This is a genomic window from Variovorax sp. UMC13, from assembly GCF_014170375.1.
Lineage (GTDB): Bacteria > Pseudomonadota > Gammaproteobacteria > Burkholderiales > Burkholderiaceae_C > Variovorax.
In genome coordinates, this window is record NZ_LZZW01000003.1 from 291,106 (window position 1) to 318,076 (window position 26,971).

The window sequence follows — 26,971 nt, forward strand, 5'->3', positions numbered from 1 at the left end:
GCAGTCGTTCAGAAGATCTCGAACAGGCCCGCGGCGCCCATGCCGCCGGCGATGCACATGGTGACCACCGCGTACTTCGCGCCGCGGCGCTTGCCTTCGATCAGCACATGGCCCGCGAGCCGCGCGCCGGTCATGCCGAAGGGGTGGCCGATGGAGATGCTGCCGCCGTTGACGTTGAGCAGTTCGTCCGGCAGGCCGAGCCTGTCACGGCAGTAGATCGACTGCGAGGCGAAGGCCTCGTTGAGTTCCCACAGGCCGATGTCGCTGACCTTCAGGCCATGGCGCTGCAGCAGCTTGGGCACCGCGAACACCGGGCCGATGCCCATCTCGTCGGGCTCGCAGCCGGCCACGGCCATGCCGCGGAAGGCACCCAGGGCCTTCAGGCCCAGGCGCTCGGCCTCCTTGGCCTCGACCAGCACGCAGGCCGAGGCGCCGTCGGACAGCTGCGAGGAGTTGCCGGCGGTGATGAACTTGTCGGGCCCGTTGACGGGCGCGAGCTTGGCCAGCGCCTCGTAGGTGGTGCCGCGGCGGTTGCAGTTGTCGGCATCGACCGTGACTTCGCGCTGCGTCACCGCGCCCGTGGCCTTGTCGGTGACGGCCATGGTGGTCGTGACCGACACGATCTCGTCGCGGTAGCGGCCGGCCAGCTGGGCCTCCTCGGTGCGGCGCTGGCTCTCGGCGGAGAAGATGTCCTGCGCTTCGCGGCTGATGCCGTAGCGCGAGGCCACGATGTCGGCGGTCTCGATCATCGACAGGTAGAGGTCCGGCTTGTGCTGCTGGATCCAGGGGTCGATGCCGGTTTCGCCGTCCTCGCGCGAGCGGATGCCCGAGATGCTCTCGACGCCGCCCGCGATCATGGCCGGCGCGCCGTCGACCACGATGCGGCCCGCGGCGATCGCGATGGCCTGCAGGCCCGAGGCGCAGAAGCGGTTGACCGTGGTGCCCGCGATGCCGATCGGCAGGCCGGCGCGGATCACGCTCTGGCGCGCGATGTTGCGGCCGGTGCGGCCTTCGGGGTAGCCGCAGCCGAGCACCGCGTCCTCGATCAGCGCGGGGTCGATGCCCGCGCGCTCGACCGCGGCGCGCACCGCGAAGGCGGCCAGCGTGGGGCCGGGCGTGATGTTGAATTCGCCGCGGTGCGCCTTGGTGAGCGGGGTGCGGGCGGTTGAAACGATGACGGCTTCGCGCATGGTGTGGTCTCCGGAAATGAAGGGGTGGGTTATTCGGTCTTGTTCAGGCTCGCGAAGTCGGCGCCGCGCGCCACCAGCTCGACCAGCAGCGGCGAGGGCTGCCAGAAGATCGGGTCTTCCTTGGCGAAGGCCTCGATGTCGGCCAGCACCGTGGCCAGGCCGACCGTGTCGGCGTAGTGCATCGGGCCGCCGCGGTAGCGCGGGAAGCCGTAGCCCGAGAGGAAGGCCACGTCCACGTCGAGCGGGCGCAGCGCGATGCCTTCGTGCACGACGTTGGCGCCCTCGTTGACCATCGCCGCCATGTAGCGGCGCACGATCTCGGCATCGCTGAAGGGGCGCGGCGTGACGCCGGCGCGGGCGCGCTCGGCCTCCACGATGGCCAGCACCTCGGGGTCGGGCTGGCCGGTGCGTGCGCCTTCGGGGTAGCGGTAGAAGCCGCGGCCGGTCTTCTGGCCAAACCAGCCGCGCTCGCAGAGGCGGTCGGCGATCTGCACGTAGCGCGCCTTCGGGTCGCGCGTGGCGGCGCGGCGCTTGCGCGTGGCCCAGCCGATGTCGCCGCCCGCGAGGTCGGCCACCTGGAACGGGCCCATGGGGTAGCCGAAGTCGCGCAGGGCCTGGTCGATCTGGTAGGGCGAGGCGCCGTCTTCCATCATGTGGTCGGCCGCGGCGCGGTACACCGCGAGCACGCGGTTGCCGATGAAGCCGTCGCACACGCCGGCGCGCACCGGCACCTTCTTCAGCTGCCTGGCGAGCGCGAAGGCGGTGGCGACGGCCTCGGCGCCGGTGGTGGCGGACACCACGATCTCCAGCAGCTTCATGATGTTGGCCGGCGAGAAGAAGTGCAGGCCGATCACGTCGGCCGGGCGCGATGTGGCGGCGGCGATGCGGTCAATGTCGAGGTAGGAGGTGTTGGTCGCGAGCAGCGCGCCGGGCTTGCACACGCGGTCGAGTTCGGCGAAGACCGCGAGCTTGACGTCCATGTCCTCGAACACGGCCTCGATCACCAGGTCGACCTCGGCCAGCGCGTCGTAGCGCGTGCTGCCGTCGAAGCGCGCCATCACCGCGGCCTTGGCCTCGGCGCTCAGGCGGCCCTTGGCGACCAGGCCGTCGTAGACCTTCTCGACGTTGGCGCGGCCCCGCGCCAGCGCGGCCTCGTCGCGCTCGACCATGGTCACGGGCAGGCCCGCGTCGAGCACCGACACCGCGATGCCCGCGCCCATGGTGCCGCCGCCCACGATGCCCACGTGGGCGAGCGGGCGCGGCTTGGCGCTGCGGGTCTCGGGCGCCTTGGCCACTTCGCGCTCGGCGAAGAAGGCGTGGATCAGCGCGGCCCGCTGCGGGCTGGCCAGGCATTCGGTGAAGGCCGCCCGTTCGAGCGCCAGGCCGTCGTCGAAGGGCTGGTCGAGCGCGGCCTGCACCGCGTCGACGATCTTCAGCGGCGAGAACAGGCCGCGCGCCTTCTTCGCGGTTTCGGCACGCGCGGCATCGATCGCGGCCTGGCTCGCGGCGCGGTCCTGCAGGCCGCTCGCATCGCGCGTGGGACGGGGCAAGGCGCCGCGGGCGAGCAGTTCGCGCGCGTAGCCGAGGCCGGCTTGCGTGGCATCGCCGGCCTCGCTGAGCTGGTCGGCCAGGCCCAGCGCCAGCGCTTCCTTCGCGCCGACGTGGCGGCCGCTGAGCATGAGGTCGAGCGCGGCCTTGGCGCCGATCAGGCGCGGCGTGCGCTGGGTGCCGCCTGCGCCGGGCAGCAGGCCCAGCAGCACCTCGGGCAGGCCGAGCCTGGCGTCGGGCAAGGCGATGCGGTAGTGCGCCGACAGCGCGACCTCGAGCCCGCCGCCCAGCGCGGCGCCGTGCAGCGCGGCGATCACGGGCTTGGCGCAGCCTTCGAGCCGGCGGCAGACCTCGGGCAGCGCGGGCGGCTGCGGCGCCTGGCCGAACTCGCGGATGTCCGCGCCGGCGATGAAGCCGCGGCCCCGGCCCACCAGCAGCAGGGCGCGCACCGAGGCATCGGCCTCGGCCGCTTCGATGGCGGCCAGCAGGCCGCGGCGCACGGCCGCGCTCAGCGCATTGACCGGCGGGTTGTCGACGGTCACGACCAGGACGCCGTCGGCGATGCGGTAGTTCACGGGGGAGGGAGAGGAGGGAAGGGCGTCGGTCATCGTCGTTGTCTCGTGCGGGCGGCGCGTGCCGAGGCACGGCCTGGGAAAGGAGCCGGTGCCGCATTCTTCGGGGCCCAGGGCGTCTTGACAATGGGATGGCTGATTGACATGCTGTCAAAGAATTTTTGACAATCAACCGGCGAGGGCAGCGCAAGCATGGCAACGGAGATGGACTTGAGCGCGCTCGCGCTGCTGGTGGAGATCCTGGACGCGGGCAACCTCAGCGAGGCCGCGCGGCGGCTGCGCATGAGCCGGGCCAACGTGAGCTACCACCTGGCGCAGCTCGAGCGCTCGGTGGGTGCGCAACTGGTGCGCCGCACCACCCGGCGTGCCGAGCCGACCGAGATCGGCCTGCGGCTCTATGCGCACGGGCGCCGGATCCAGAACGAGCTGCTGGCCGCGCGCGAGTCGGTGTCTTCGCTGGGCGACGAACTGCGCGGCCAGGTGCGCCTGAGCGTGCCCAGCGGCTACGGCCAGCTGGTGATGTCCGACTGGCTGCTGGACTTCAAGCGGCGCTACCCGGGCATCGTGCTCAACGTGATGTTCGAGAACCGGGTCGACGACCTGCTGCGCGACGAGGTCGACTTCGCGATCCGCGTGATGCCCGAGCCGCCGGCCGCGCTGGTGGCGCGCGAGCTGGGCGTGGTGCGCTACGTGGCCTGCGCCTCGCGCGCCTATGCGGCGGCGCACGCGCTGCCGACGCAGCTCGCGGACCTTGCCGGCGCGCCGGTGATCACGGCCTCGGTGGTCGGCAAGCAGCTGCGCGTGTCGGCCTATGCCGAGGGCGAGCGCGAGGAACTGCTGCTCGAGCCCACGCTGATCTCGGAGAACTTCGTGTTCCTGCGCCAGGCCATCCTGGCCGGCCTGGGCATCGGGCTGGTGCCCGACTACGTGGTGCAGCCGGACATCGCGAGCGGCGAGGTGGTGACGGCGCTCGACGCGCTGCAGCTGAGCATCTTCGGCACCCGCATGTTCATGCTCTACATGCCCAACCGCCACCACACGCGCGCGGCCTCGACCTTCATCGACTTCATCCTCGCGCGGGCGAAGGAAGAGGGCCGGCGGCCCTGAGGACCGGGCCTGGCGGGGCGGCGCGCATCAGCGCGCGCTGAACCTTCTTCTTTGCCGTCGACGCGGCCCGGCAGCCCCCCGCACCAAGGAAGCGCAAATGGCCAAATGCCGGGCCAACATGGCGCAATTCGGCAAATATCTGCCAATTAATGCACCTCATCCTGGCGCTGAAGATATCCCGGACGGATTTCCGTTCGACGTAATTGAGCGTTGTACGAATATCCGTACGCGTCTGAACGATCCAGCGCGCTTCAAGCGGCGGATTTGCGGGTTTTCAGATCGAAACTCGGGTTTACGAGGTAAACAAGCTGGCACAGACCATGCTCCAGTACGCATGCCCCGATTCTCGTGAGCGACCCCGTGTGCAAATGCCGGCGCAAGCTGATTTGCATCAATCCGTAGTTCCAGGAGTAGAAATGATCGATATAAGTAATTGGCGTCTTTCGGTAATGACCGCCGCATTGTTCCTTGCCGCGTGCGGCGGCAGCAACGACACGCAGGTCGCGACCACGCCTCCAGTGAGCGAAAACCCCACGCCTTCCCCGGATCCATCGACCCCGACCGATCCCAATAAATTCGTCATTCCGCCGGAAGTCGTCGCGGCTGCGGCCAAGATCGATGGCGATGCGCAAATCAAGGCCTTGCTGGCGGACCAGAGTTCGGCCACCGCCGCGAAATCGCGCTGGAATCAATTCCTCGAACTGGTGAAAATCGCCTCGCCGTCGCGCTCCGAACTCCGTATGGCCGCCGAAATTCACCAGCGCATGACGAACGAGTGGGGATTTTCTCCCACCGAAATCAAGACCCGTGCCGACGGCATCATGTACGGCACCGACGTTAATGTGGTGGACGGCCTGCCGGTCTATAACGCCTGCGTCGAAATCAAGGGCTCCTATTCCAGTTCGGCCGCCGCGAAGCATTACAACGGTCAATTCCCGAAGGTGCTGGTCGAAGGCCACATCGACGTGGTGAATCCGGAAAGCCTGCCGCCGGCCGGCGATCCCTTCAACAAGATCCGCCTGCAGCCTTTCAGCCAGCCGGTGGTCGAAACGCCGGCCCAGCTCGCCGCGATCAACGACGTGCTGCGCTTCGATGGGACCGGCCGGGTCATCGAGGACACGAACTACGGCATCGCCAGCAAGGTCTTCGCCAACGAAGCCGCCGCGAAGGACGGCGGCGGCGTGCGGGTGTATGTGCCGGGCTACGGCGACATGATGTCCAGCACCTCCAATGCCTTCGTGCTCGCCGCGGCGATGAAGAAGTTCAAGATTCGGCCGGTCTACGACGTCTGGATCTGCGGCACGGCGGGCGAGGAAGGCAAGGGCAACCTGGCCGGCATGAAGCAGCTCTTCGGCTTCGAGCAGGACCTGGGCACCGGATCGAACCCGCTGAACTTCGTCTCCAGCATGGGCCTGGAAGGCGGCGGCACCGTCAACTTCCTGGGCAGCTACCGCTTCGAGATGAAGTTCAAGGCGCCGGCCACGGCCGGCAGCGGCGACCCGAGCGCGCCGGAAGCCATGGCCGCCGCCATCGCGAAGATCGCCGAGGTGAAGACCCCCTCCGAACTTCGCAAGGATGCACCCCGGACGACCTACACGGTCGGCCGCGCATCCTGCGAGGCGCCGGCGGCCGGCAGCAGCGTCGTGCCTAGCTGCTCGCTGGAAGTCGACATGCGCTCGCCGATCACGGAAACCCTCAACGAGGTGCGCGCTTCCATCGTGCCGCAGTTCCAGGCCGGCCTGATGGCGGAGAACGCCCGTTACAGCCGTACCGAGGGCAGCGCGCAAGCCCTGTCCATGGAGCAGGTCTGGTACGGACTGCGTCCCGCCTTCGTCCTGACGCAGCCCAACACCCCGGCGATCCATGCCGGCATCCAGTCGGGCCTGACCACCGGGACGGACACCCGCACCACGGTCAACACCTCGTCGGGCAGCCTGAACGACAACGTGCCGGCCAACACCGGCGTGCCGACCTACAACTTCACCCTGGCCTCCAATGCCGCGGGTGCGGGCGGTCATGCCTTCTGGGAGTGGGGCACGCGCGGCGCGCCCGAGCTCGAGGTGCAGCGCATGCGTCGTGTGCTCACCGCCACCCTGATCCAGTCCGGCTACCACGCCGCGGACGGCACCATCGTGCAGCCCTCCGTCGGTCCCATCGGCAACCGCACCCGCGAAGTGCGCTAAGGAACACCCACATGAACACGCAATTTCTGAAGAAGGCGGCCTGCCTGGCCGCGTTGACACTGGCCGGCCTGTCCGCCCACGCCCAGCAGACGGGCACCGTCGCGGTCGAGTTCCAGGGGCCGGGGGGCCACAGCAGCGGCAACTACGGTCGCACCAGCGCCCTTCACGCCGCGGGGCGCGCGGTGATCTTCCTGCAGCAGGCCAACCTGCCGCATGGCAGCTACACCATCACCAACGTGACCGGCGGCAACTCGGTAAACAGCATCGCCTCCGATGGCCTGATCGAACTGCAGCTGACGGCGGCCGACGCGACGGCCTATGCCGACGTGGTGAGCAAGATCACGGCTGCGGCCAAGGCGGGCGCCGATGCGGAAAACGCCTTCCGGGGCGTCAAGGCGGGTGACGTGACGGCCGGCGCGCCGGCGCATATCCGCTACACCGTGAACCCGGGCCTGGCCCTGCGTTGAGCCATGGCCGGTGCTGCCGGGCGCACGGGTGCCCGGCAGCACCGGCCAATGACCCAGGTCGTGCAAAAGCCTCGATCATGTCGACATGCCTGCACGGGCCTGCAATTCAAATTCATAGATCGCCGTGGTGAATCGAAATCCTGCAAAGGCGCAAGAGACGTTGATCTTTAGACAACTCATGGCATGTCGTGGGTGGTCAGTGATTTGTCGGTTGATTGCCATTTTGGCGCTCGGCAGCACGTGTGCAGCGCATTCCCAGGACATCGACACGCTGAAGCGCATTGCGGACACCGGCACCGTTCGCCTGGGCCACCGCGAATCGTCCATTCCATTTTCCTATTACGACGAAAAGCGCAATGCGGTCGGTTTTTCACATGACCTCATGTTGAAGATCGTCGACACGCTCAAATCGAATCTTGGGCTCCCGGGATTGACGATCAAATTGGTGCCGGTGACGCCGCAGAACCGCATGGCGCTGGTGCAGAACGGCAGCGTGGATATCGAATGCGCATCGACCACCCACAATCGCGAGCGCGCCCGCCAGGTCGCTTTTTCCACCTCTTTTTTCCAGATCGGGACACGTCTTCTTACACACCGGGCCTCGGGCATCCATGATTTCCCCGATCTGGCGGGTAAACGCGTGGCCGTGACTTCGGCAACGACCTCCGAGCGGCTGCTGAGAACCTACAATGAACGTTCGGCCAAGGGCTTTCGCATCCTGGTGGGCAAGGACCACGGCGAATCCTTCGAATTGGTGACGAGCGGCAGGGCCGATGCCTTCATGATGGACGACGCCCTGTTGTACGGCGAGCGCGCAAAAGTGGCGAATCCGCAGGATTGGGATGTGGTGGGCACGCCGATGTCATCCGAAGTGTACGGATGCATGATGCGATTGAAAGACCATCAGCTCAAGAAGATCGTCGACGGTGCCCTGATAAAAATGATGACAAGCGGAGACATATTGAAGGTGCACCAGAAGTGGTTTCAAAAACCCATTCCACCGCGCGGGCTGAATCTGGCCTGGCCGGCTTCGCCGGAATTGCGGGATCTGTACGCACATCCCAACGACCAGCCGTCGGAATAGCGCCCCCATGGTGCGGGGTCCGGCAATTGCCAATATTCTCAAGGCCGCCATCGGCGTCGTGGCGCTGGTGCTGATCGCCGCCGCCGCGATGTTTTCCTATCAGCGGGGAAAAGAAAGCGGTATTCGACAGCTCATGACCGAAGCCAACCACCGGCTCGATCTTTTTGCATCGGCGGTGGAGGGCGTTGCCAAGCCGCTCGAAAACATTCCGGCCACCATCCAGTTGCATCCGGACGTGCTGGAGATCCTGCGCACGCCCGGCACGCTGCGCACCACCCGCGCGGTGAACGACTATCTCCGGCGCCTCAATGCCCATGTGGGCGGGCTGGCGGCCTTCACCCTCAACGTGCGGGGCGTGGTGGTGGCTTCGAGCAACACCTCCGCGCAGGACGACAGCCTGCTGGGCACCGACGTCTCCTTCCGGCCGTATTTCCTCGATTCGCTCGCCGGCCGTGTGGGCAAGCATTTCTCCATCGGCATCGACGGCGGCGGCGCCGGCTACTTCGTCTCGTACCCGGTGCGGGACGGCGCGGTGGTGGTGGGCGTGGCGGTGATCAAGATCGGGCTGCACCCGGTCGACCAGCTCTGGGACCTGGTCGGTTCGCCCGCGTTGATCGCGGACGCCAACCAGGTGGTGATCCTCGCGTCGCGGCCCGAATGGCGCTACCGCGCGCTCTCGCCGCTGTCCGTGGAGCAGCGCGTGAACCTGCAGCTCACCCGGGCCTATTCCGACCTGGAGATCCTGCCGGTCCAGGATTTCCTGAACATCGGCGCCGATGGCGACGTCCGGACCGACGGCCAGAAGATGACGCTGATCCGTCCGCTCGACGGCATGGACTGGCGCGTCAGCATCGTGCTCGACCTGAAGCAGGTGCACCGCACCGCGAGGATGGCCGCGCTCACCGGCGGCGGCGCCGCCACCTTGCTGCTGCTGCTGGCGCTGGCCGCGGTCCAGTGGCGGCGCATCGCCAAGCAGCGCCGGCTGGTGCGGCGGATGCTGGAGCAGTCGAACGTGGCCCTCGAGATCAAGGTCGCGGAGCGTACGCACGACCTCAGCACCATCAACGACCAGTTGCGCCGCGAGGTGCACGAGCGCAACGTGGCCGAGCAGTCCTTGCGGGCCGCGCAGAGCGAGCTGGTGCAGGCGGGCAAGATGGCGGTGCTGGGGCAGCTCTCGGCCGGCATCACCCACGAGCTCACCCAGCCGCTGGGCGCGATGCGCACCATTGCCGGCAATGCCGAGGAATTCCTGCTGCGCGGAAAATCCGACAGCGCGATCCAGAACCTGAAGATCCTCGGCCGCCTGGTCGACCAGATGGGCGGGATCATCCAGCCGCTGAAGAACTTCGCCCGCAAGTCCGAGCCTGTCTTCCAGAAGGTCGACCTGAGCAAATCGCTGGGCGACGCGCTCTTTCTCCTGAGCAGCAGGATCCGCGCGCTCCAGGTCGAGATCCGCAACCCGGTCGCGAAGGGCCAGTTCTTCGTTCGCTGCGAACAGAACCGGCTCGAGCAGGTGCTGATCAACCTGCTGAGCAATTCGCTGGATGCGCTCGAAGCGCAGGATTCGCCGCGGGTCATCACGGTCGAGGCCGAGCAGGGCGGCGATGGGCCATGCGATGCCCGCATGACCCGCATCAGTGTTTCGGACAACGGCGCGGGCATGGACGAAGCCACGCGCGCCCGCTTGTTCGAACCTTTTTTCACCACCAAGGAAAGTGGCGCGGGCCTCGGCCTGGGCCTGGTCATTTCGCGCGACATCCTGACCGAGTTCGGCGGCACGATCGAAATCGTCTCCACGCAGGGTCGCGGCACCTGCTTTCGTTTGAGGATACCGTCGTATGAACCGTGATGAATGTGCCGGCAGCAACCTGATGGTCCTGCTGGTGGAAGACGAGCCCGACATGCGCCTGGGCTGCACGCAGGCGCTGGACCTCGACGGCATCCCCTCCCGCGCGGTGGCGAGCGTGGAGGAGGCCCGCCCCTTGCTGCAGCCCGGCTTTCCCGGCGTGGTCATCACCGACATGAAGCTGCCCGGCGACGACGGCCTGGCGCTGATCAAGTTCTGCCGCCAGCTCGATGCCGAACTGCCGGTGGTGATGATCACCGGGCACGGCGACGTCCGGCTGGCCGTGGAAGCCATGCGAAACGGCGCCTACGATTTCATCACCAAGCCCTTTTCCAGGGAGACGCTGCTGGACGTGACCCGACGCGCCCTCGAGAAGCGGCGGCTTACGCTGGAAGTGTTGAAGCTGCGGCGGAGCCTGGCGGACCTGCACGGTTTCGAGCGGCAACTGGTCGGCGCCTCCGAACACATCAAGAACGTGCGCACACTGACGGCGGAGCTGGCCGCCTCGCCCATCGACGTGCTGATCTCCGGTGAAACGGGCACCGGCAAGGAAGTGGTCGCGCAGGCACTGCACACCCAGTCCGACCGCCGCCAGGGGCCCTTCGTCGCCATCAACTGCGGCGCCATGTCCGACCAGCTTCTCGATGGCGAGCTCTTCGGGCACGAGCCGGGCGCCATGCCGGGCGCGCTGGAAAAACGCATCGGCAAGATCGAGTTCGCGAACGGCGGCACCCTGTTCCTGGACGAGCTGGAGTCGATGTCCATCTCGATGCAGATGAAGCTGCTGCGGGTGATCCAGGACCGCAAGATCGAGCGCATCGGCTCCAACGAGCAGCTGCATGTGGACGTCCGCATCATCGCGGCGACCAAGATCAACCTGCTGCAGGCCGCGCAGGAAGGGACGTTCAGGGCCGACCTGTACTACCGGCTGAACATCGCCTCGGTCAAGATGGCACCCTTGCGCGAGCGGCGGGAGGACATCCCGGTCCTGCTCAACCACTTCCTGCTGCTGGCCTCGAGCCGCTATGCGCGACCGCTGCCCGAGATCAGCCAGGCGCAGCAGAACCAGCTGCTGGCACACGACTGGCCCGGCAATGTGCGGGAGCTCAAGAACATCGCCGAATGCCTGGTGCTCAACGTGCCGTGCGGCGTCATCACCCGGCGCGAGCCCGACGCGGACCCCGACCTGGACAACGATCCCGGCCTGGTCGACATGGTCGAGAACTTCGAAAAAGCGATCATCGAGAGCGTGCTGGTCAAGCACAGCGGCAACGCGTCCCTGAGCGCCCGCTCGCTGAAGGTGCCCAAGACCACGCTGGCCGACAAGCTGAGGAAATACAACCTCTCGACCAGGCGCGACGACGGTCCGCTCGCCGCGACGCGGGTGCGCCCCGAAGGCGCCGCGGAAAGAGATCCGCAGGAAGCCGTGGAGTAAGGCGCCGAGGGCCTTAGGCTCTCTTCAGTTCGAACACCAGGCAGGTGGTGGTGGCGTGCGCGTACAGCGTGCCGTCGGGCCCGAGTAGCCGTGCCTCGGCGGTGGCCAGCTGGCGGCCGCAGTGGATCACCCGGCCTTCGGCGCGCACGCGCTGCACCTTGGGCGTGACCGCCTTCACGTAGTTCACGCCCAGCTCGGCCGTGGTGTAGCTGCGGCCCGCCGGCAGCATGGTGTGCACCGCGCAGCCCAGCGCCGAATCGAGCAGCGTCGCGACCCAGCCGCCGTGGACGGTGCCCAGCGGGTTCAGGTGCCGCGCCATCGGCGTGCCCTGGAACACCGACACGCCGGCCTGCACCGAGAGCACGGTGAAGTCGAGCGTCTTGGCGATGGCGGCGTAGGGAATCTCGCCGTCGATCATGGCCTGCATGATCTGGAGGCCGCTCTTGCCCTCGATCTGTTCGAGGGCCGCGACCCCGGGGCCGGGCCCGGCATCGAGGCGCTCGGTGATGCGGCGTTCTTCTTCGATCCAGGCTTCGAGCTGGTGGGCGGGTGATGTCATGCCTATGTTCCCCTTGTGGGCTTTGGGATGGAGGGTAAGTTGCATATGCAACAGTTGCACCTACAATAATATCCCATGAGCACCACCATCAAGCCGAGCGGCTGCACCAACTTCAAGGTCCGGCAACTGTCGCGCCGGCTGTCGCAGCGCTATGACGCCGAGGTCGCGCAGAGCGGCCTCAAGACCACGCAGTACTCGCTGCTGTCGAACCTGGCGCGGCTGGGCCCCTCGCGTCCGGTCGACCTGGCGGCCGAACTCCAGATGACGGCCTCGACGCTGAGCCGCAACCTGCAGCCGCTGATCGCCGCGGGCTGGATCGTGCAGAGCGCGGGTGCCGACGCGCGCAGCCAGCTGGTGCAGGTCACCGAGTCGGGCGAGGCCAAGCGCCGCGAAGCGCAGCAGTACTGGAAGACGGCCCAGCAGAAGATGAACACGCTGCTGGGCGTGGAGCGCGTGATCGCGCTGCACCAGCTGATCGACGAAGCGATGGCGCTGCTCGGCGCCGACGACGGCTCGGCCGTCGACGACTGATCGCCATCCCACCCAGGACCTCCCACACTTTTCTTCGCGTGTGCCAGCCCACGCAGGCACGCGTCTCTCGCCTCCTCACATTCCATTCCAACAGCCGAGGTCCCATGTTCGCCACCCAAGTTTCCGCATGGCTGCAGCGCCGCGGCATCCACTACGGATGGATCGTCGCCGCCATCACCTTCCTGACCATGCTGACCATGTCGGCGGCCCTGGGCCTGCCGGGCGCGATGCTGCAGCCGCTGACCAAGGAGTTCGGCTGGAGCACCGAGCAGATCTCGTCGGCGCTGGCGCTGCGCTTCGCGCTGTTCGGCCTGATGGGCCCCTTCGCCGCGGTGCTGATGGAGCGCTACGGCCTGCGCGCGGTGATCTGCACCGGCCTCACGCTGGTCGGCCTGGGCATGGCGCTGGTCACCATGGCCTCGCAGCTGTGGCAGCTGTTCGTGCTCTGGAGCCTGCTGCTGGGCCTGGGCACCGGCATGACCGCGCTGGTGCTCGGCGCGGTGGTGGCCAACCGCTGGTTCGTGGCGCGCCGCGGCCTGGTGATCGGCATGCTCACCGCCAGCTCGGCCACTGGCCAGCTGGCCTTCCTGCCCTTCGCGGCCTGGATGATCGAGCACTGGGGCTGGCGTTCGGCCATCGTGCCGATCGTGATCGGCAGCATCCTGATCGGCGTGCTCGCGCTGTGCCTGATGCGCAACCGGCCTTCGGACATCGGCCTGCTGCCCTATGGTGAAACGCCCGGCACGCAGCCCGCGGCACCCGCCGTTGCCGCGCCGATGATGAATTTCGCCACGCCCTTCCGCGTGCTCAAGGAAGTCTCGACCAACCGCACCTTCTGGATCCTGGCCGGCACCTTCTTCATCTGCGGCCTGAGCACCAACGGCCTGGTGCAGACCCACTTCATCTCGCTGTGCGGCGACTACGGCATGGCGGCCGTGCCCGCCGCCTCGGTGCTCGCGATGATGGGCGCCTTCGACTTCGTCGGCACCATCCTCTCGGGCTGGCTGTCGGACCGCTACGACAACCGCAAGCTGCTCTTCTGGTACTACGGCCTGCGCGGGCTCTCGCTGTTCTGGCTGCCGCATTCGGAATTCACCATCTACGGCCTGGGCATCTTCGCGATGTTCTACGGCCTCGACTGGATCGCCACCGTGCCGCCGACCGTCAAGCTCGCGGGCGCGGCCTTCGGCCCGGCCAAGGTGGGCCTGGTGTTCGGCTGGATCTTCGCCGCGCACCAGCTGGGCGCCGCCACCGCCGCCTACGGCGCGGGCTTCGCGCGCACGCTGCTGCTGACCTACACGCCGGCGCTCTACGCCGCCGGAGCCGCCTGCCTGGTGGCCGCGGTGATCGTGATGCTGATCCGCCGCCCCGCGGCCAAGGCCGGCGCGGCGGTCACGGCCGGCGCGCGTGCCTGAACACCCGCACCAGGAACTGCGATGACCACCACCTCGGACCTCGACCCCCGCACCCGCCTGCTGCTCGAGGCGCCCATCGTGCCCACCCTGCTGCGCCTGGCCGCGCCCAACGTGGTGGTGATGGTGGCGCAGGCCTCGGTCGGCCTGATCGAGACCTACTTCGTCGGCAAGCTCGGCACCGACGCGCTGGCCGGCATGGCGCTGGTGTTCCCGATCGTGATGCTGATGCAGATGACCTCGGCCGGCGCGGTGGGCGGCGGCATCGCCTCGGCCATCGCGCGCGCCTTGGGCGCCAAGCGCATGGACGATGCGCGCGCGCTGGTGCTGCACGCGATCGCGGTGGCGCTGTGCTTCGGCGTGCTCTTCAGCGTGGTGCTGCTGTTCGGCGGCCGCTGGCTCTATGCGGAGATGGGCGGCAGTGGCGCCTCGCTGGAAGCGGCCGTCACCTACTCGCACTGGGTGTTCGCGGGCGCGGTGCTGGTCTGGCTCTTCAACTCGCTGGCGGCCGTGATCCGCGGCACCGGCAACATGGCGGTGCCCGCCAACGTGACGGTGGCCGGCGTGGTGGTGCTGATCCCGCTGTCGCCGCTGCTGATCTTCGGCTGGGGCCCGGTGCCGGCCATGGGCATCGCGGGCGGCGCCATGGCGCTGCTGCTGTACTACCTGCTGGGCACCGCGGCACTGCTGCTCTACATGCGCTCAAAGCGCAGCCTGCTCAAGCTCTCGTTCGCCGGCCTGCAGCTGCGCTGGCCGCTGTTCCGCGACATCCTGCGCGTGGGCCTGATCTCGGCCATCGCGACGGTCTGCGTCAACCTGTCGATCGGCGTCGCGACTGCCTTGGCCGGCCAGTTCGGGCCGGGCGCCATCGCGGGCTACGGCACCGCTTCGCGGCTCGAGTACCTGCTGGTGCCGCTGGTCTTCGGATTGGGCGCGCCGCTGCTGGCCATGGTCGGCACCTGCATCGGCGCCGGCCAGCGCGAGCGCGCGCTGCACGCCAGCTGGATCGGCGTGGGCATGGCCTTCGCGCTGACCGAGACCATCGGCCTGGCCGCGGCGCTGTTCCCGCGCCCCTGGCTGCTGCTGTTCGGCAACGACCCGGCCATGCTCGAGGCCGGCACGCACTACCTGCGCGCGGTGGGGCCGTTCTACGGCTTCTTCGGCGTCGGCCTGGTGCTGTACTTCGCGTCGCAAGGCGCGGGCCGGCTCTACTGGCCGGTGATCGGCAACCTCGCGCGGCTCGCGGTCGCGGGCCTGGGCGGCTGGCTGGCGCTGCGCTGGAGCGGCGAGCTGACGCAAGTCTTCGTCGCGCAGGGCGTGGCGCTGGTGGTCTACGGCGTGATCACGGCCGCGGCCATCGCCGGCGGCGCCTGGTTCGGCCGCGTGGGCTGGCCGCGCACGCCGCGCGCCTTGATGCAGCGGCTGCAAGGCGCGTGAGCGCGGTTCCTCATCCCTCCTTTCTTCCTCACCCCGAAAGCAATCCATGAAGCTCCAAGATTCCGTCGTCTTCATCACCGGCGCCAACCGCGGCCTGGGCCTGGCCTTCGCACAGGCCGCGCTGGCCGCCGGCGCACGCAAGGTCTATGCGGCCGCCCGCAACCCGGCCAGCATCACGCTCCCGGGCGTGGTGCCGATCGCGCTCGACGTCACCGACGCGGCGCAGGTCGCGGCCGCGGCGCGCGACTGCGGCGACGTGACGCTGCTGATCAACAACGCGGGCATCTCGCTGGGCTCCGACCTGCTGTCGCCCAATTCGGTCGAGAAAGCGCGCGCCGAGTTCGAGACCAACTTCTTCGGCGTCTGGGCGCTGGCCGCGGCCTTCGCGCCGGTGCTCAAGGCCAACGGCGGCGGCGCCATCGTCAACGTGCTGTCGGCGCTGGCCTGGGCCACCTTCCCGAGCGTGGCCACCTACAGCACCAGCAAGGCGGCGGCCTGGTCGCTGAGCAACGGCCTGCGCAACGAGCTGCGCGAGCAGGGCACGCAGGTGACCAGCCTGCACGTGGGCTACATGGACACCGACATGACCGACGGCATCGACGCGCCCAAGAGCGCACCGGCCGACGTGGCACGCGTCACGCTCGAAGGCGTGGAGGCCGGATTGTTCGAGGTGCTGGCCGACGACGTGAGCCGCGGCGTCAAGGCCAGCCTGTCGAGCGCCACGCCGGCTTACGCGGGCTGAGCGCGCGACAACGTCCCGATCGCCATCAGAGCCCGAGTTCGCTCAGCCCTGGATGGTCGTCGGGCCGGCGGCCCAGCGGCCAGTGGAACAGGCGCTGGGATTCGTCGATGGCCAGGTCGTTGATGCAGGCGAAGCGGCGCTTCATCAGGCCGTTGGGCGCGAACTCCCAGTTCTCGTTGCCGAAACTGCGGAACCACTGGCCCGAGGCGTCATGCGATTCGTAGGCGTAGCGCACCGCGATGCGGTTGCCGGCAAAGGCCCAGAGCTCCTTGATCAGCCGGTAGTCGAGTTCCCGCGCCCACTTCTGTTCGAGGAACGCGCGCGCGGCCTCGCGGCCCACGGGGAAGTCGGTGCGGTTGCGCCACACGGTGTCTTCCGTGTAGGCCAGGCTGACGCGTGCGGCGTCACGGGTGTTCCAGCCGTCTTCGGCCAGGCGGACCTTCTGCACGGCGGTCTCGTGCGTGAAGGGCGGAAGGGGTGGGCGCGTGTCCATGGCGGGGCTCCTGTGGATCGATGGGTGACGATGCCTGGAAGGCTAGCACCGGGCCTCGCGCTGCAGTGCTGCGGAATCGGCAATGCACTTTTCTCCGCCGCGGCCTCACTGCAGGTTCGGGTTCTGGCGCAGCGTTTCCACCGCCATGTCGATGAAGGCGCGCACCTTGCGCGTGGCATGCCGGCCTTCGCGGTGCACCACATGGATGGGCAGCGCGGGGCGCTCGAAATCCTCGAGCACCAGCTTCAGCGTGCCCTCCTGCAGCGCCCGCGCGATGTGATAGATCGGCAGCCGCGTGATACCGAAGCCCGCGGTGGCGGCGTCGGCGGCGGACTCGTTGGTGTTGGTCGACAGGCGCGGCTGGAAGCGCACCTGCACCGGCTTGTCGCCATCGAGGAAGCGCCACTCCAGCGTGGGCGACACGCCGGTGGCGGCCACGATCACGTGCGCGGCCAGGTCCTCGGGCCGCTGCGGCACGCCGTGGCGCGCCAGGTACTCGGGCGAGGCGCAGTGCACCTGCCGCACGCGGCCGACCCGCGTGGCCTGCAGCGACGAATCGGGCAGGGCGCCGATGCGCACCGCCACGTCGACACCCTCGTCGACCAGGTTGACCACCCGATCGAGAAACCAGCACTGCATGTCGACCTCGGGGTATTGCGCGAGGTAGTGGCGCACGACGGGCGCGACGTGCATGCGGCCGAAGTTCACCGGCGAGGTGATGGTCAATTGCCCGCGCGGTGCGGCGTGCGTGCCCGCGGCCGAACTCTCGACGTCCTCGAGATCCGCCAGCAGGCGCCGGCAGCCGTCTGCATAGCCGCCGCCGGCTTCGGTGAGCCGCACGAAGCGCGTGGTGCGCGTGAGCAGGCGCGTGCCCAGGCGTTCCTCGAGTTCGGTGACGGCGCGCGTCACCACCGAGGGCGAGACGTTGAGCTTGCGCGCGGCCGAGGCGAAGCCGCCGGTATCGACGACGGCCAGGAAGGCCGACATGGCCTGTATGCGATCCATACCCGGGTTCCTCTGTGGCAGCGCGTGGTTGTTCGTGAATCGAGAAGAGTGACTTGCCGCAGACGGGGATTCTAGAGAGCGCCCGAAAAAATGATCATTGGTCCCAGCCCCGGTGCTTGCCGGTCTGTTCTTTCTCGAAACCAGGAAATCCACCATGAAGCTCTACCACCACCCGCTGTCCGGCCACTCGCACCGTGCCCGCCTGTTCCTGTCGCTGATCGGCGTGCCGCACGAACTGGTCGAGGTCGACCTTGCCAAGGGCGCGCACAAGGCGCCGGACTACCTGCGCATCAATCCCTTCGGCCAGGTGCCCGCGCTCGACGACGCCGGCACCATCGTGACCGACTCGAACGCGATCATGGTCTATCTCGCACGCAAGCTCGGCAAGACCGAATGGCTGCCCACCTCGCCCCTCGTCGAGGCCCGCATCCAGAAGTGGCTCAGCGTGGCCGCGGGGCAGATCGCCTACGGTCCGGCCGCGGCGCGGCTCATCACGGTCTTCGGCGCGAACTTCCGCCCCGAGGAAGTGATCCAGCGTGCGCACGGCGTGCTGGCGCTGATCGAGGCCCAGCTGTCCTCGCAGGCCTTCATCGCCGCCGAGCAGCCGACCATTGCCGACGTCGCGCTCTACAGCTACATCGCCCGCGCACCCGAGGGCAACGTCGACCTCTCGGACTACCCGCAGGTCCGGGGCTGGCTCGCGCGCATCGAGGCGCTGCCGGGCTTCGTCGATTTCCGCCGCACCCCGGTGGGGCTCGGGGCCTGAGCCTTCACCACAGCGAACGCGGAGCACCAGCCCATGTCGACCCCGTCCACGCAGATTCCCGCTTCGCCCTGGCATGCGGGCGAACTCGCGATCCAGCAGAGCATCGGCGTGGTCGAACACATGGACCGGCCGGGCCGGCTCTATGTGCGGAACTTCCTGCTCGACCAGCATCGCGAGTTCTATCCACTGCTGCCCTTCATCGCGATCGGCGCGGTCGACCCCGCGGGCGATGCCTGGGCCACGATGCGGGCCGGCGAGCCCGGTTTCCTGCAGGCGCCCGACACCGGCACGCTGCGGGTGCGCTCGCGGCGCGAGGCGGCCGATCCGGCCGAGACGGGCATAGCCGATGGCCACGCGGTGGGCATGGTGGGCGTCGACCTGCTGACGCGCCGGCGCAACCGGCTCAACGGCACGGTGCGGCGCGATGGCGCGGAGGGCTTCGACCTGGCCGTCACGCAGAGCTTCGGCAACTGCCCGCGCTACATCCAGAATCGCCGCTTCTCGCTGGTGCGCGATCCGCAGGAGCCGGCCCGGCCACCGGCCGTGCATCTCGATGCCCTCGATGCGCGCGCACGGCAGCTGATCACGGCCGCCGACACCTTCTACGTGGCCTCGTACGTGGACCGCGACGACGGCACGCGGCAGGTCGACGTGTCGCATCGCGGCGGCAAGCCCGGCTTCGTGCGCATCGGCGACGACGGCGTGCTCACCATCCCGGACTTCAACGGCAACCTGTTCTTCATGACGCTGGGCAACCTGCTGCTCAATCCGAAGGCCGGCCTGCTGTTCGTCGATTCGGCCACGGGCGACATGCTGCAGATGACCGGCGACGCCGAGGTGGTGCTCGACTCGCCCGAGATCGCGGCCTTCGAAGGGGCCGAGCGCCTGTGGCGCTTCCGGCCGCGGCGCGTCGTGCACCGGCCCGAGGGGCTGCCGCTGCGCTGGACCTTCGAAGCCGACGGCTGGTCGCCCCATCTCGCGATGACCGGCGACTGGGCGCAGGCCGCGCAGCGCCTCGAGGCCGCGGCACTGGCCGAACGCTGGCGGCCGTTTCGCGTGGCGCGCACGGTGGACGAGAGCGCGACGATCCGATCGCTCCATCTCGAACCGATGGATGGCATCGCGATCGTTCCGCACCAGGCCGGGCAGCACCTGCCGGTGCGCGTCGTGCTGCCGGAAGCCGAGGCCCCGGTGCAGCGCAGCTACACGCTCTCGACCGCGCCCTCCGATGGCGCGTACCGCATCAGCGTCAAGCGCGAGGGCCCTGTGTCGCAGCACCTGCATGCGCTGAAGGAAGGCGACCTGCTCGAAGTGCGCGCGCCCGCGGGCCGCTTCACGCTCGACGCGGCGCAGCGCAGGCCGGCCGTGCTGCTGGCCGCGGGTGTCGGCATCACGCCGATGCTCGCGATGCTGCGCCACGTGGTGCACGAGGGCGCACGCACGCGCACCTTGCGGCCGACCTGGCTGTTCCAGTCGGCGCGTACCGTGGGCGAGCGTGCCTTCGATGCGGAGATCGCCGCGCTCGTGCAGGCCGGCAAGGGCGGCGTGCACTGGGTCCGCGTGCTGAGCGCGCCGCAGGGCGCGAAGGCGGGCCTGGACTTCGATGCCGAAGGCCGCATCGACATGGCACTGCTCCAGGCCACGCTGCCCTTCGGCGACCACGACTTCTATGTGTGCGGCCCACCGGCGTTCATGCAGTCGGTCTACGACGGCCTGCGCGGCCTCGGGGTGGCGGATGCGCGCATCCATGCCGAAGCCTTCGGGCCGGCCTCGCTGCAGCGCAAGGCGGACGCCCGTGCCGTCCAGGCATCGGCGCCCGCGGCCACGCAGCCGGTGCGCCTGGTCTTCGCCACCTCGGGCAAAGAGGCGCGATGGAAGCCGGGCGACGGGTCCTTGCTGGAAGCGGCCGAGGCGCGCGGCCTGGCGCCGGCCTTCGGTTGCCGCGGCGGCAGCTGCGGCACCTGCAGCACGCGCGTGCTGCAGGGCGCGGTCAGCTACGCCACGCCGCCATCCTTCGCGGTGGCGGAGGGCGCGGCGCTGATCTGCTGCGCGGTGCCGGCGGCGTCTTCAGGCGAGGCCTTGCACCTCGCGCTGTGAGCGGCAAGGCTCAGTACGCGCCCATGTAGTCGCGCTTGCCGACCTCGACGCCGTTGTGGCGCAGGATCGCATAGGTGGTCGTCACATGGAAGAAGAACTGCGGCAGGCCGTAGTGCAGCAGGTAGGCACTGGCCGAGAGCTTCTTCTCCTTGGGCGTGCCGGGGCGCAGCACGATCTCCAGCGATTCGCTGGCTGCGAACTGTTCGGGCGTGAAGCTCGCCAGATGGTCCTTCGCCTTGGCGATCAGCGCCTGCAGGTCGGCGAAGCTGGTCTCGGTGTCGGGCCACGAGGGCACGGGCGCACCCGCGAGGCGCGAGCCGATGCCCTTGGCGAAGTCCGCGGCGATCTGCACCTGGCGCACGAGCGGGAACATGTCGGGGAACAGGCGTGCCTGCAGCAGGGCGGCGGGCTCGATCTTCTTGTCCGTGACGTGGGCTTCGGCCTTGGCGAGCACGTCGGAGAGGGCGCCCAGCATCTGCTGGAGGACGGGAATGCTGGCGCTGTAGAGGGGGCTGGTCATGGGTGGGTTCTTTTCCTCGGGAGGGCGCAGACCGATGGCGCTTGCGTCCCGGTGGGGGCTGCAAGCATGGTCTGCGGGAGAGCGTGCGCCCGGCGAATCGCGCGGGCGAGTGCGCATGGTAAGGCACGGCCCGGCGTCGGCGAGGCCTGCCGGTCCGCGCACGCCGCGGCTCAGGGCGCCGGCCGGACGCCGTTGCTGCTTCCCTTGTCGCACAGGTAGCTGATCACCATGTCGGCCACATGCGCCAGCCGGCCTTTCACGCGTTCGGGCGCGCCGAGGTCCACGTCCAGCACATAGGACAGCGTGTAGCGGTTGGTGATGAAGTACGAACCAAGGCCGGAGATCGACACGTAGAGATCGACCCAGTCGGCATCCTCGCGGAACACGCCCTGGGCCTTGCCCTTCTTCAGCACCTCGGCCAGGGCGGTGCGCAGCGGATTGAACATCGCCGGGATCAGCTTGGACTTGCGGATGTGCGCAGCCTTGTGCAGGTTCTCGGTCGACAGCAGCTGCAGGAAGTCGGGCTGGTCGATGAAATGCTGCGTGGTCTTCATGACCAGTTCGCGCATGTCGGCCACCGGGTCGTCACCCGTGAGCGCGAGCTCGTTCTGCCGCTCGCGCATGGCACCGTAGGCCTGCTCCATCACCTCGATGAACAGGGCTTCCTTGCCTTCGAAGTAGTGGTAGATCAGGTTCTTGCTGATCTTGCATCGCGCAACGATGGCATCGATGCGTGCGCCGTCGTAGCCACGCGCCGCGAACTCCTTGCTCGCGAACTTGATGATGCGCTCGCGGCTTGCCTGCGCGTTGCGTGGACGTTTTTTGGCGGCGGCGGGAGGGGGGGCTGTCATGGACTCGGAGGGTGGCACCGGACGGGCGGCCCGGCGCCCGGAGTTTACAGATCCCATGGCCAGCCCCCGAGAAAACCCGATGCACGAACACGTTGACAGAGGTCCATTGCGTCTCCTATATTTCGCTCGTTGTTGTACTGGATGGTTAGTTAGTTATCCGTCCTGGTCGCAGGATTATCAACCAGCCGCAAGGCACAGGAATCGGAGTGGCGGATGAACTTGAAAAAGCACGCTTCCAAAGGCGTTCGGGTCGGCTGTGACATCGGAGGCACCTTCACGGACATCGTCCTGGCGATGCCCAACGGACGGCTCTACGTGAACAAGACCTCGACCACGCCCGACGACCTCGGGCGCGCGATCGTGCAGGGTCTCGGGTCGCTGATCGAGCAGGCCGGCGTATCGCCCGGCGACATCACCGAGATCGTGCATGGCACGACCACGGCCTCGAACACCATCTTGCAGAAGGTCGGCGCGCGCACGGGCGTGCTGACCACCGAGGGCTTTCGCGACGTGCTCGAGATCGGTCGCATCCGCACGCCCACGATGTTCGACCTCAGCTGGTCCAAGCCCGCGCCGCTTTCGCCGCGCCGCTGGCGCCGTGGCATCCGCGAGCGCATCGATGCGCAGGGCCGCATCGTCACGCCGCTCGACGAGGCTCAGCTGCTGGACGAGGCCCGCGCACTGGTAGACGAAGGCGTCGGTTCGATGGCGGTCTGCTTCCTCAACAGCTACATCAACCCGGTCCACGAGCTCGCTGCCAAGGCGCTGCTGCAGGCGAATTTCCCGTCGCTGCTGCTGAGCGTGTCGTGCGAGGTGCTGCCGGAGATCAAGGAGTACGAGCGCACCAGCACCACGGTGGTCAATGCCTACATCCTGCCGGCCATGCGCACCTATCTGGCGCGCCTGCGGCAAGACCTCGAACGCATGGGTGTGAAGGCCTCGCTGCAGGTCATGGCCTCCAACGGCGGGATGATGGGCATTGCCTCTGCCACCGACAAGCCGGTCTTTGCGGTCGCCTCGGGCCCGGCGGGCGGGGTGGCGGGCGCGGTCGAGATCGGCCACCTGGGCGGTGACGCCGACCTGATCGTCTTCGACATGGGCGGCACGACCGCCAAGGCCTCGATCATCGCGGGCGGCCAGCCCTCGCTGACCAACGAGTACGAGTTCCGCGACGGCATCAGCGCCCCCAGCCGCTTCGTCAAGGGCGGCGGCTATGTGCTCAAGGTGCCGGCGATCGACATCGCCGAGGTGGGCGCCGGTGGCGGCTCCATCGCGTGGATCGATGCCGGCGGCCTGCTCTGCGTCGGCCCCGAGTCGGCGGGTGCGACGCCCGGCCCCGCCTGCTACGGCAACGGCAACGACCGCCCGACCGTGACCGACGCCAACATGGTGCTGGGTTACCTCAATCCGCGCGCGCTCGCCGGCGGCAGCCTGCGCGTGTCGCCCGAACTGTCGAAGGCGGCGATCGAGCGCCACGTCGGCGGACCGCTGGGGCTGGACCTGCTGGCCGCCGCGCATGGCATCCGGCAGGTCGCGAACGTGAACATGGCGCGCGCAATCCGCGCCGTGACGGTGGAACGCGGCCGCGATCCGCGCGACATGTCGATAATCGCCTTCGGCGGCGGCGGGCCGCTGCACGCGGTGTCGGTGGCGCGGCTGCTCGGCATCCGCCGGGTGATCGCGCCGATCATGGCCGGGGTCTTCTGCTCCGCCGGCATGCTGTCGGCGGACGCCGAGCACAACTTCGTCAAGGCGGTGCTGAAGCCGCTCGCCGGTTGCGCGCCGGCCGAGCTGGGCGGCATCGCGGCCGCGCTCGGCGACAAGGGCTACTCGGTGCTGGCGTCCGAGGGCTATCAGCCGGAGGACGCGACCATCGTGCTCGCCGCCGACCTGCGCTACGTGGGGCAGAGCTCCGAGCTCACCGTGGCGCTGGCCTCCGCGCATTTCGGCCTCGAGGCCATCGAACAGCTGGTGCGCGATTTCCAGGCGATGTATCACCAGACCTTCGGCTACAGCAGCGACGAGCCGCTCGAGCTGGTCAACCTGCGCGTGTCCGCGCGCGGCCGCAGCAAGCACCGGCTCGATTTCGCGACCTGCCAGGTGGACGGCACCGCGCTGCAGGGCGAGGCCGGCACGCGCTCCGTGAGCTTCGCCGCCAACGAGGCGCCCGTGGCCACCCGCGTCGTGCCGCGCGCCCAACTGACACAGGCGCCTGAACAGGGGCCGCTCGTGATCGAGTCCTACGACACCACCATCGTCGTGCCGCCGCACTGCAGCGCCCATGCCGACGCCGTGGGCAACATCATTATCGACCTCCAGGAGCAAGCCGCATGACCACGCCCATCGACCCGATTACCTTCGCCGTGATCAAGAACGCGATGGACGCCATCGTCGACGAAGTCGCCTACACCGTGCTGCGCACCGCGCGTTCGGAGATCGTCAAGGACGTCATGGACTACTCGGCCGCGATCTGCGACCGCGACGGCCAGATGATCGCGCAGGCCAAGACCATCGCGCTGCACCTGGGCGCCATCCCCGAGGCCATGGCGGCAGTGAAGGCGCGCTACGGCGACAGCCTCGCACCCGGCGATGCCGTGATCGTCAACGACCCCTACCAGGGCGGCATGCACCTGCCGGACATCTTCATGTTCGTGCCCTTCTTCTACCAAGGCGAACTCGAAGGCTTCTGCGTGGTGATCTGCCACCACACCGACGTCGGCGGCCGCGTGCCCGGCTCGAATGCCAGCGACTCGACGGAGATCTACCAGGAAGGCCTGCGCATCCCGGTCGTGAAGCTGTACGAGGCCGGCGTGGTCAACGACACGATGGAACGCGTGATCGCTCAGAACGTCCGGCTGCCCGACCGCGTGCTGGGCGACCTGCGCGCGCAGTACGCCGCCTCTCAGGTGGGCGTGCGCGAGCTCACCGGCCTGCTCGACCGCTACGGGCGCGAAGCCGCGCGCACCTACTTCGCCGAACTGCTCGACTACGCGGAACGGCTCACGCGCGCCGAGATCCGCACCTGGCCCAAGGGCACCTTCACCTTCGAGGACTTCATCGACGACGACGGCCTGTCGCCCGAGCCGATCCCGATCCGAGTGGCGCTCACGGTGCACGAGGACCATGTCAGCGTGGACTACACCGGATCCTCGCCGCAGGTGCGCGCGGCCATCAACTCCACCCGCTCGTACACCAACTCCTGCACCTATCTGAGCGTGCGCTGCGCGCTCAAGGGCGACGTGCCGAACAATGCCGGCGTGTTCCGCTGCGTGAGCATCCACGTGCCCGAAGGCTCGGTGCTCAACCCGGTGGAGCCGGCGGCCGTGGCGGCGCGCGCGCTCACCGGCTACCGCGTCTTCGACACCATGCTCGGCGCGCTGGCGCAGGTGGTGCCCGACCGGATCCCGGCCGCGGGAGAAGGCGGCAATACCGTGGTCTGCCTCTCGGGCCAGGACGACACAGGCAAGCCGTACATCATCGTCGACATGATCTGCGGTGCCTGGGGCGCGCGGCCGCATGCCGATGGCGTCGAGGCCATCACGAACGCCTCGCAGAACCTCTCGAACACGCCGGTCGAGACGCTCGAGGCGCAGCATCCCGTGCGTGTCGAGGCCTACGAGATGGAGCCCGACTCCTGCGGTGCGGGCCGCTACCGTGGCGGCCTGGGCATCCGCCGCAGCTACCGCGTGCTGGCCGACGACGTGCTGCTGCAGCTGCGCGCCGACCGCATGAAGTTCCAGCCCTATGGCCTGAACGGCGGCGGCCCCGCCAGGGCCGCGTCCAATACGCTGGCGCATGGCGACACGGTCGAGGCGCTGCCGAGCAAGGTCGGCATGCGAATTGCTCGCGGCGACCAGGTGACGCACATCCAGCCGGGCGGCGGCGGTTTCGGCGACCCGCTGCTGCGCCCGCTGCCCGAACTCGAGCACGACGTCTGGAATCACAAGCTCAGCGCGGCCTTCGTGCGACAGCACCACGCCGCTGTCGTCGACCCGGCCACGGGCAAGGCGGATCTGGCCGCCACCCAGGCCTTGCGCGCCATGTTGCCCGTCTGAGCGGACGGCCTGAAGACATTTCCACGATCCACCGCAACCGGAGAAAACAATGAAACGACGGACCCTGAGCCAAGGACTGGCGGCCATGCTCGCCGCGCCCGCGCTGTCGCTGGGCAGCCTCCCGGCGCGCGCGCAAGGCGCCGAGAAGCTGCGCGTTCGACTCGATTTCTCGCCCTGGGGCCTGCATGCCGCCATGCACCTGGCACAGCAGAAGGGCCTGTTCAAGGCCCAGGGCCTGGACGTGGAGGTGCAGGACGGCACCGGCACCATCTCGACGCTGCAGCTGCTGGCCGCCGACCAGGTCGACATCGGCCAGGTGGCGCTGGGCACGATGGCGGTGGCCAAGGAGAACGGCCTGGACCTCGTGTCGATCGCCGGCTTCGCACGGACCGGCGACCTCGCGGTGATGGTCGACGAGACGCTCGGCGTGAAGACTCCCCGGGACCTCGCGGGCAGGAAGATCGTCTGTTTCACCACCAGCCCTTGGGCGCCGTTCATCGAGCCTTTCCTGAAGGCCAACGGCATGAGCAAGAGCAGCATCGGCTTGGTCATGGTGGCGCCCAGCGCGATGATCTCGACCTACGCTTCGGGCAACAGCGACGGCTTCATGTCGCAGGCGCCGTTCGGCCAGCCGATGGTGCTGAAGACCCGCAAGTCCTCGGCGCTGCTGCTGGGCGACAGCGGCATCAGTTTCCCGAGCTACGGCCTGGCGGCGACGCCGAAGGCGCTCGCGGCCAAGCGCGATGCCATCGCCAGGTTCGTTCAGGTGCAGGTGCGCACATGGCAGTACATCTACGACGGCCACATCGAGGAGGCGGTCGGGGCCGTCGTCGCCCAGCGGCCCAATGCGCGGCTTGACCCCGAGGTGCTGCGCGGCCAGATCACTGCCTACCGCAGTTTCTTCGAAAGCCCCTCCGCCAGGAACCAGCCCTTCGGAGTGCAGAACGACGCCGACTGGACCGCCGCCATCCGGTCGATGGAACAGACCGGCCAGATCAAGCCCGGCCACAAGCCCTCGGACTACTACACCAATGCGCTGCTTGCCGTCTGACCTCCCCCTCGCGAGGAACC

The 26,971-nt window shown here is 68.5% G+C and carries 22 protein-coding genes; 15 read left to right on the forward strand and 7 right to left on the reverse strand.

Going from position 1 to position 26,971, the window contains the following annotated elements; genetic code table 11:
• Positions 1-8 precede the first annotated feature (8 nt).
• Together A9977_RS02100 and A9977_RS02105 are read right to left on the reverse strand one after the other, a co-directional pair.
• Complete coding sequence (locus A9977_RS02100; RefSeq protein ID WP_183023202.1) at positions 9-1,190, reverse strand: acetyl-CoA C-acyltransferase; 1,182 nt, start codon at positions 1,188-1,190, stop codon at positions 9-11.
• A 29-nt stretch (positions 1,191-1,219) separates the two neighbouring features.
• Positions 1,220-3,346 carry a 3-hydroxyacyl-CoA dehydrogenase NAD-binding domain-containing protein gene (locus A9977_RS02105; RefSeq protein ID WP_183023203.1) on the reverse strand — a complete coding sequence of 709 codons (2,127 nt, stop codon included), beginning with the start codon at positions 3,344-3,346 and terminating at the stop codon, positions 1,220-1,222.
• Between the two features lie 168 nt (positions 3,347-3,514).
• On the opposite strand from A9977_RS02105, the gene A9977_RS02110 reads away from it, so the two are divergent.
• The 6 genes from A9977_RS02110 to A9977_RS02135 all read left to right on the forward strand — a co-directional run bounded on the left by A9977_RS02110 (position 3,515) and on the right by A9977_RS02135 (position 11,432).
• Positions 3,515-4,417 (forward strand): LysR family transcriptional regulator, encoded by a 903-nt coding sequence (locus A9977_RS02110; RefSeq protein ID WP_183023204.1) that lies wholly within the window; start codon positions 3,515-3,517, stop codon positions 4,415-4,417.
• 416 nt (positions 4,418-4,833) lie between these two features.
• Entirely contained in the window at positions 4,834-6,600 is a 1,767-nt protein-coding gene (locus A9977_RS02115; RefSeq protein WP_183023205.1) for a peptidase M20, read from the forward strand.
• An 11-nt stretch (positions 6,601-6,611) separates the two neighbouring features.
• A complete protein-coding gene (locus A9977_RS02120) occupies positions 6,612-7,067 on the forward strand; it encodes a peptidase dimerization domain-containing protein (RefSeq protein ID WP_183023206.1) in 456 nt (151 codons plus the stop codon).
• A gap of 178 nt (positions 7,068-7,245) precedes the next feature.
• The gene (locus tag A9977_RS02125; protein ID WP_183023360.1) at positions 7,246-8,151 is read left to right on the forward strand and encodes a transporter substrate-binding domain-containing protein; all 906 of its coding nucleotides are present in this window, start codon (positions 7,246-7,248) and stop codon (positions 8,149-8,151) included.
• 133 nt (positions 8,152-8,284) lie between these two features.
• On the forward strand, positions 8,285-10,000 hold the full coding sequence (locus A9977_RS02130; protein WP_220811439.1) for an ATP-binding protein: 1,716 nt from the start codon (positions 8,285-8,287) through the stop codon (positions 9,998-10,000).
• Positions 9,990-11,432 (forward strand): sigma-54 dependent transcriptional regulator, encoded by a 1,443-nt coding sequence (locus tag A9977_RS02135; protein ID WP_183023208.1) that lies wholly within the window; start codon positions 9,990-9,992, stop codon positions 11,430-11,432. Before A9977_RS02130 ends, A9977_RS02135 begins: the two co-directional genes overlap by 11 nt.
• 13 nt (positions 11,433-11,445) lie before the next feature.
• Here the strand turns inward: A9977_RS02135 and A9977_RS02140 are convergent, their stop codons facing one another.
• Positions 11,446-11,991 (reverse strand): PaaI family thioesterase, encoded by a 546-nt coding sequence (locus A9977_RS02140; protein WP_183023209.1) that lies wholly within the window; start codon positions 11,989-11,991, stop codon positions 11,446-11,448.
• A gap of 75 nt (positions 11,992-12,066) precedes the next feature.
• On the opposite strand from A9977_RS02140, the gene A9977_RS02145 reads away from it, so the two are divergent.
• The 4 genes from A9977_RS02145 to A9977_RS02160 all read left to right on the forward strand — a co-directional run bounded on the left by A9977_RS02145 (position 12,067) and on the right by A9977_RS02160 (position 16,113).
• On the forward strand, positions 12,067-12,522 hold the full coding sequence (locus A9977_RS02145) for a MarR family winged helix-turn-helix transcriptional regulator (RefSeq protein ID WP_183023210.1): 456 nt from the start codon (positions 12,067-12,069) through the stop codon (positions 12,520-12,522).
• A gap of 104 nt (positions 12,523-12,626) precedes the next feature.
• Complete coding sequence (locus A9977_RS02150; RefSeq protein ID WP_183023211.1) at positions 12,627-13,937, forward strand: MFS transporter; 1,311 nt, start codon at positions 12,627-12,629, stop codon at positions 13,935-13,937.
• A 21-nt stretch (positions 13,938-13,958) separates the two neighbouring features.
• Positions 13,959-15,371 (forward strand): MATE family efflux transporter, encoded by a 1,413-nt coding sequence (locus A9977_RS02155; RefSeq protein ID WP_183023212.1) that lies wholly within the window; start codon positions 13,959-13,961, stop codon positions 15,369-15,371.
• Positions 15,372-15,417: 46 nt separating this feature from the next.
• Complete coding sequence (locus tag A9977_RS02160; protein WP_183023213.1) at positions 15,418-16,113, forward strand: SDR family oxidoreductase; 696 nt, start codon at positions 15,418-15,420, stop codon at positions 16,111-16,113.
• A gap of 25 nt (positions 16,114-16,138) precedes the next feature.
• On the opposite strand, the gene A9977_RS02165 is transcribed toward A9977_RS02160, so the two are convergent.
• Entirely contained in the window at positions 16,139-16,606 is a 468-nt protein-coding gene (locus A9977_RS02165; protein ID WP_183023214.1) for a nuclear transport factor 2 family protein, read from the reverse strand.
• A gap of 105 nt (positions 16,607-16,711) precedes the next feature.
• Positions 16,712-17,611, reverse strand: a complete 900-nt coding sequence (locus tag A9977_RS02170; protein ID WP_183023215.1) for a LysR family transcriptional regulator — start codon at positions 17,609-17,611, stop codon at positions 16,712-16,714.
• 154 nt (positions 17,612-17,765) lie between these two features.
• Between A9977_RS02170 and A9977_RS02175 the strand changes: the two genes are divergently transcribed.
• Both A9977_RS02175 and A9977_RS02180 read left to right on the forward strand, forming a co-directional pair.
• Positions 17,766-18,377, forward strand: a complete 612-nt coding sequence (locus tag A9977_RS02175) for a glutathione S-transferase family protein (RefSeq protein WP_183023216.1) — start codon at positions 17,766-17,768, stop codon at positions 18,375-18,377.
• A gap of 33 nt (positions 18,378-18,410) precedes the next feature.
• Positions 18,411-20,474: a pyridoxamine 5'-phosphate oxidase family protein gene (locus tag A9977_RS02180; protein ID WP_183023217.1), complete on the forward strand. Its 2,064-nt coding sequence runs from the start codon at positions 18,411-18,413 to the stop codon at positions 20,472-20,474.
• Between the two features lie 10 nt (positions 20,475-20,484).
• Here the strand turns inward: A9977_RS02180 and A9977_RS02185 are convergent, their stop codons facing one another.
• Both A9977_RS02185 and A9977_RS02190 read right to left on the reverse strand, forming a co-directional pair.
• Positions 20,485-20,994, reverse strand: a complete 510-nt coding sequence (locus A9977_RS02185; protein ID WP_183023218.1) for a DUF1993 family protein — start codon at positions 20,992-20,994, stop codon at positions 20,485-20,487.
• Between the two features lie 170 nt (positions 20,995-21,164).
• Positions 21,165-21,845: a TetR/AcrR family transcriptional regulator gene (locus tag A9977_RS02190; RefSeq protein ID WP_183023219.1), complete on the reverse strand. Its 681-nt coding sequence runs from the start codon at positions 21,843-21,845 to the stop codon at positions 21,165-21,167.
• 213 nt (positions 21,846-22,058) lie between these two features.
• Between A9977_RS02190 and A9977_RS02195 the strand changes: the two genes are divergently transcribed.
• Genes A9977_RS02195 through A9977_RS02205 form a run of 3 tightly spaced genes read left to right on the forward strand, consistent with a single transcriptional unit; the run spans position 22,059 to position 26,951 of the window.
• On the forward strand, positions 22,059-24,179 hold the full coding sequence (locus tag A9977_RS02195) for a hydantoinase/oxoprolinase family protein (protein WP_183023220.1): 2,121 nt from the start codon (positions 22,059-22,061) through the stop codon (positions 24,177-24,179).
• Positions 24,176-25,900 (forward strand): hydantoinase B/oxoprolinase family protein, encoded by a 1,725-nt coding sequence (locus A9977_RS02200; protein WP_183023221.1) that lies wholly within the window; start codon positions 24,176-24,178, stop codon positions 25,898-25,900. The genes A9977_RS02195 and A9977_RS02200 overlap by 4 nt, the downstream gene beginning before the upstream one ends.
• A 49-nt stretch (positions 25,901-25,949) precedes the next feature.
• Positions 25,950-26,951 carry an ABC transporter substrate-binding protein gene (locus A9977_RS02205; RefSeq protein WP_259651763.1) on the forward strand — a complete coding sequence of 334 codons (1,002 nt, stop codon included), beginning with the start codon at positions 25,950-25,952 and terminating at the stop codon, positions 26,949-26,951.
• Positions 26,952-26,971: the final 20 nt, after the last annotated feature.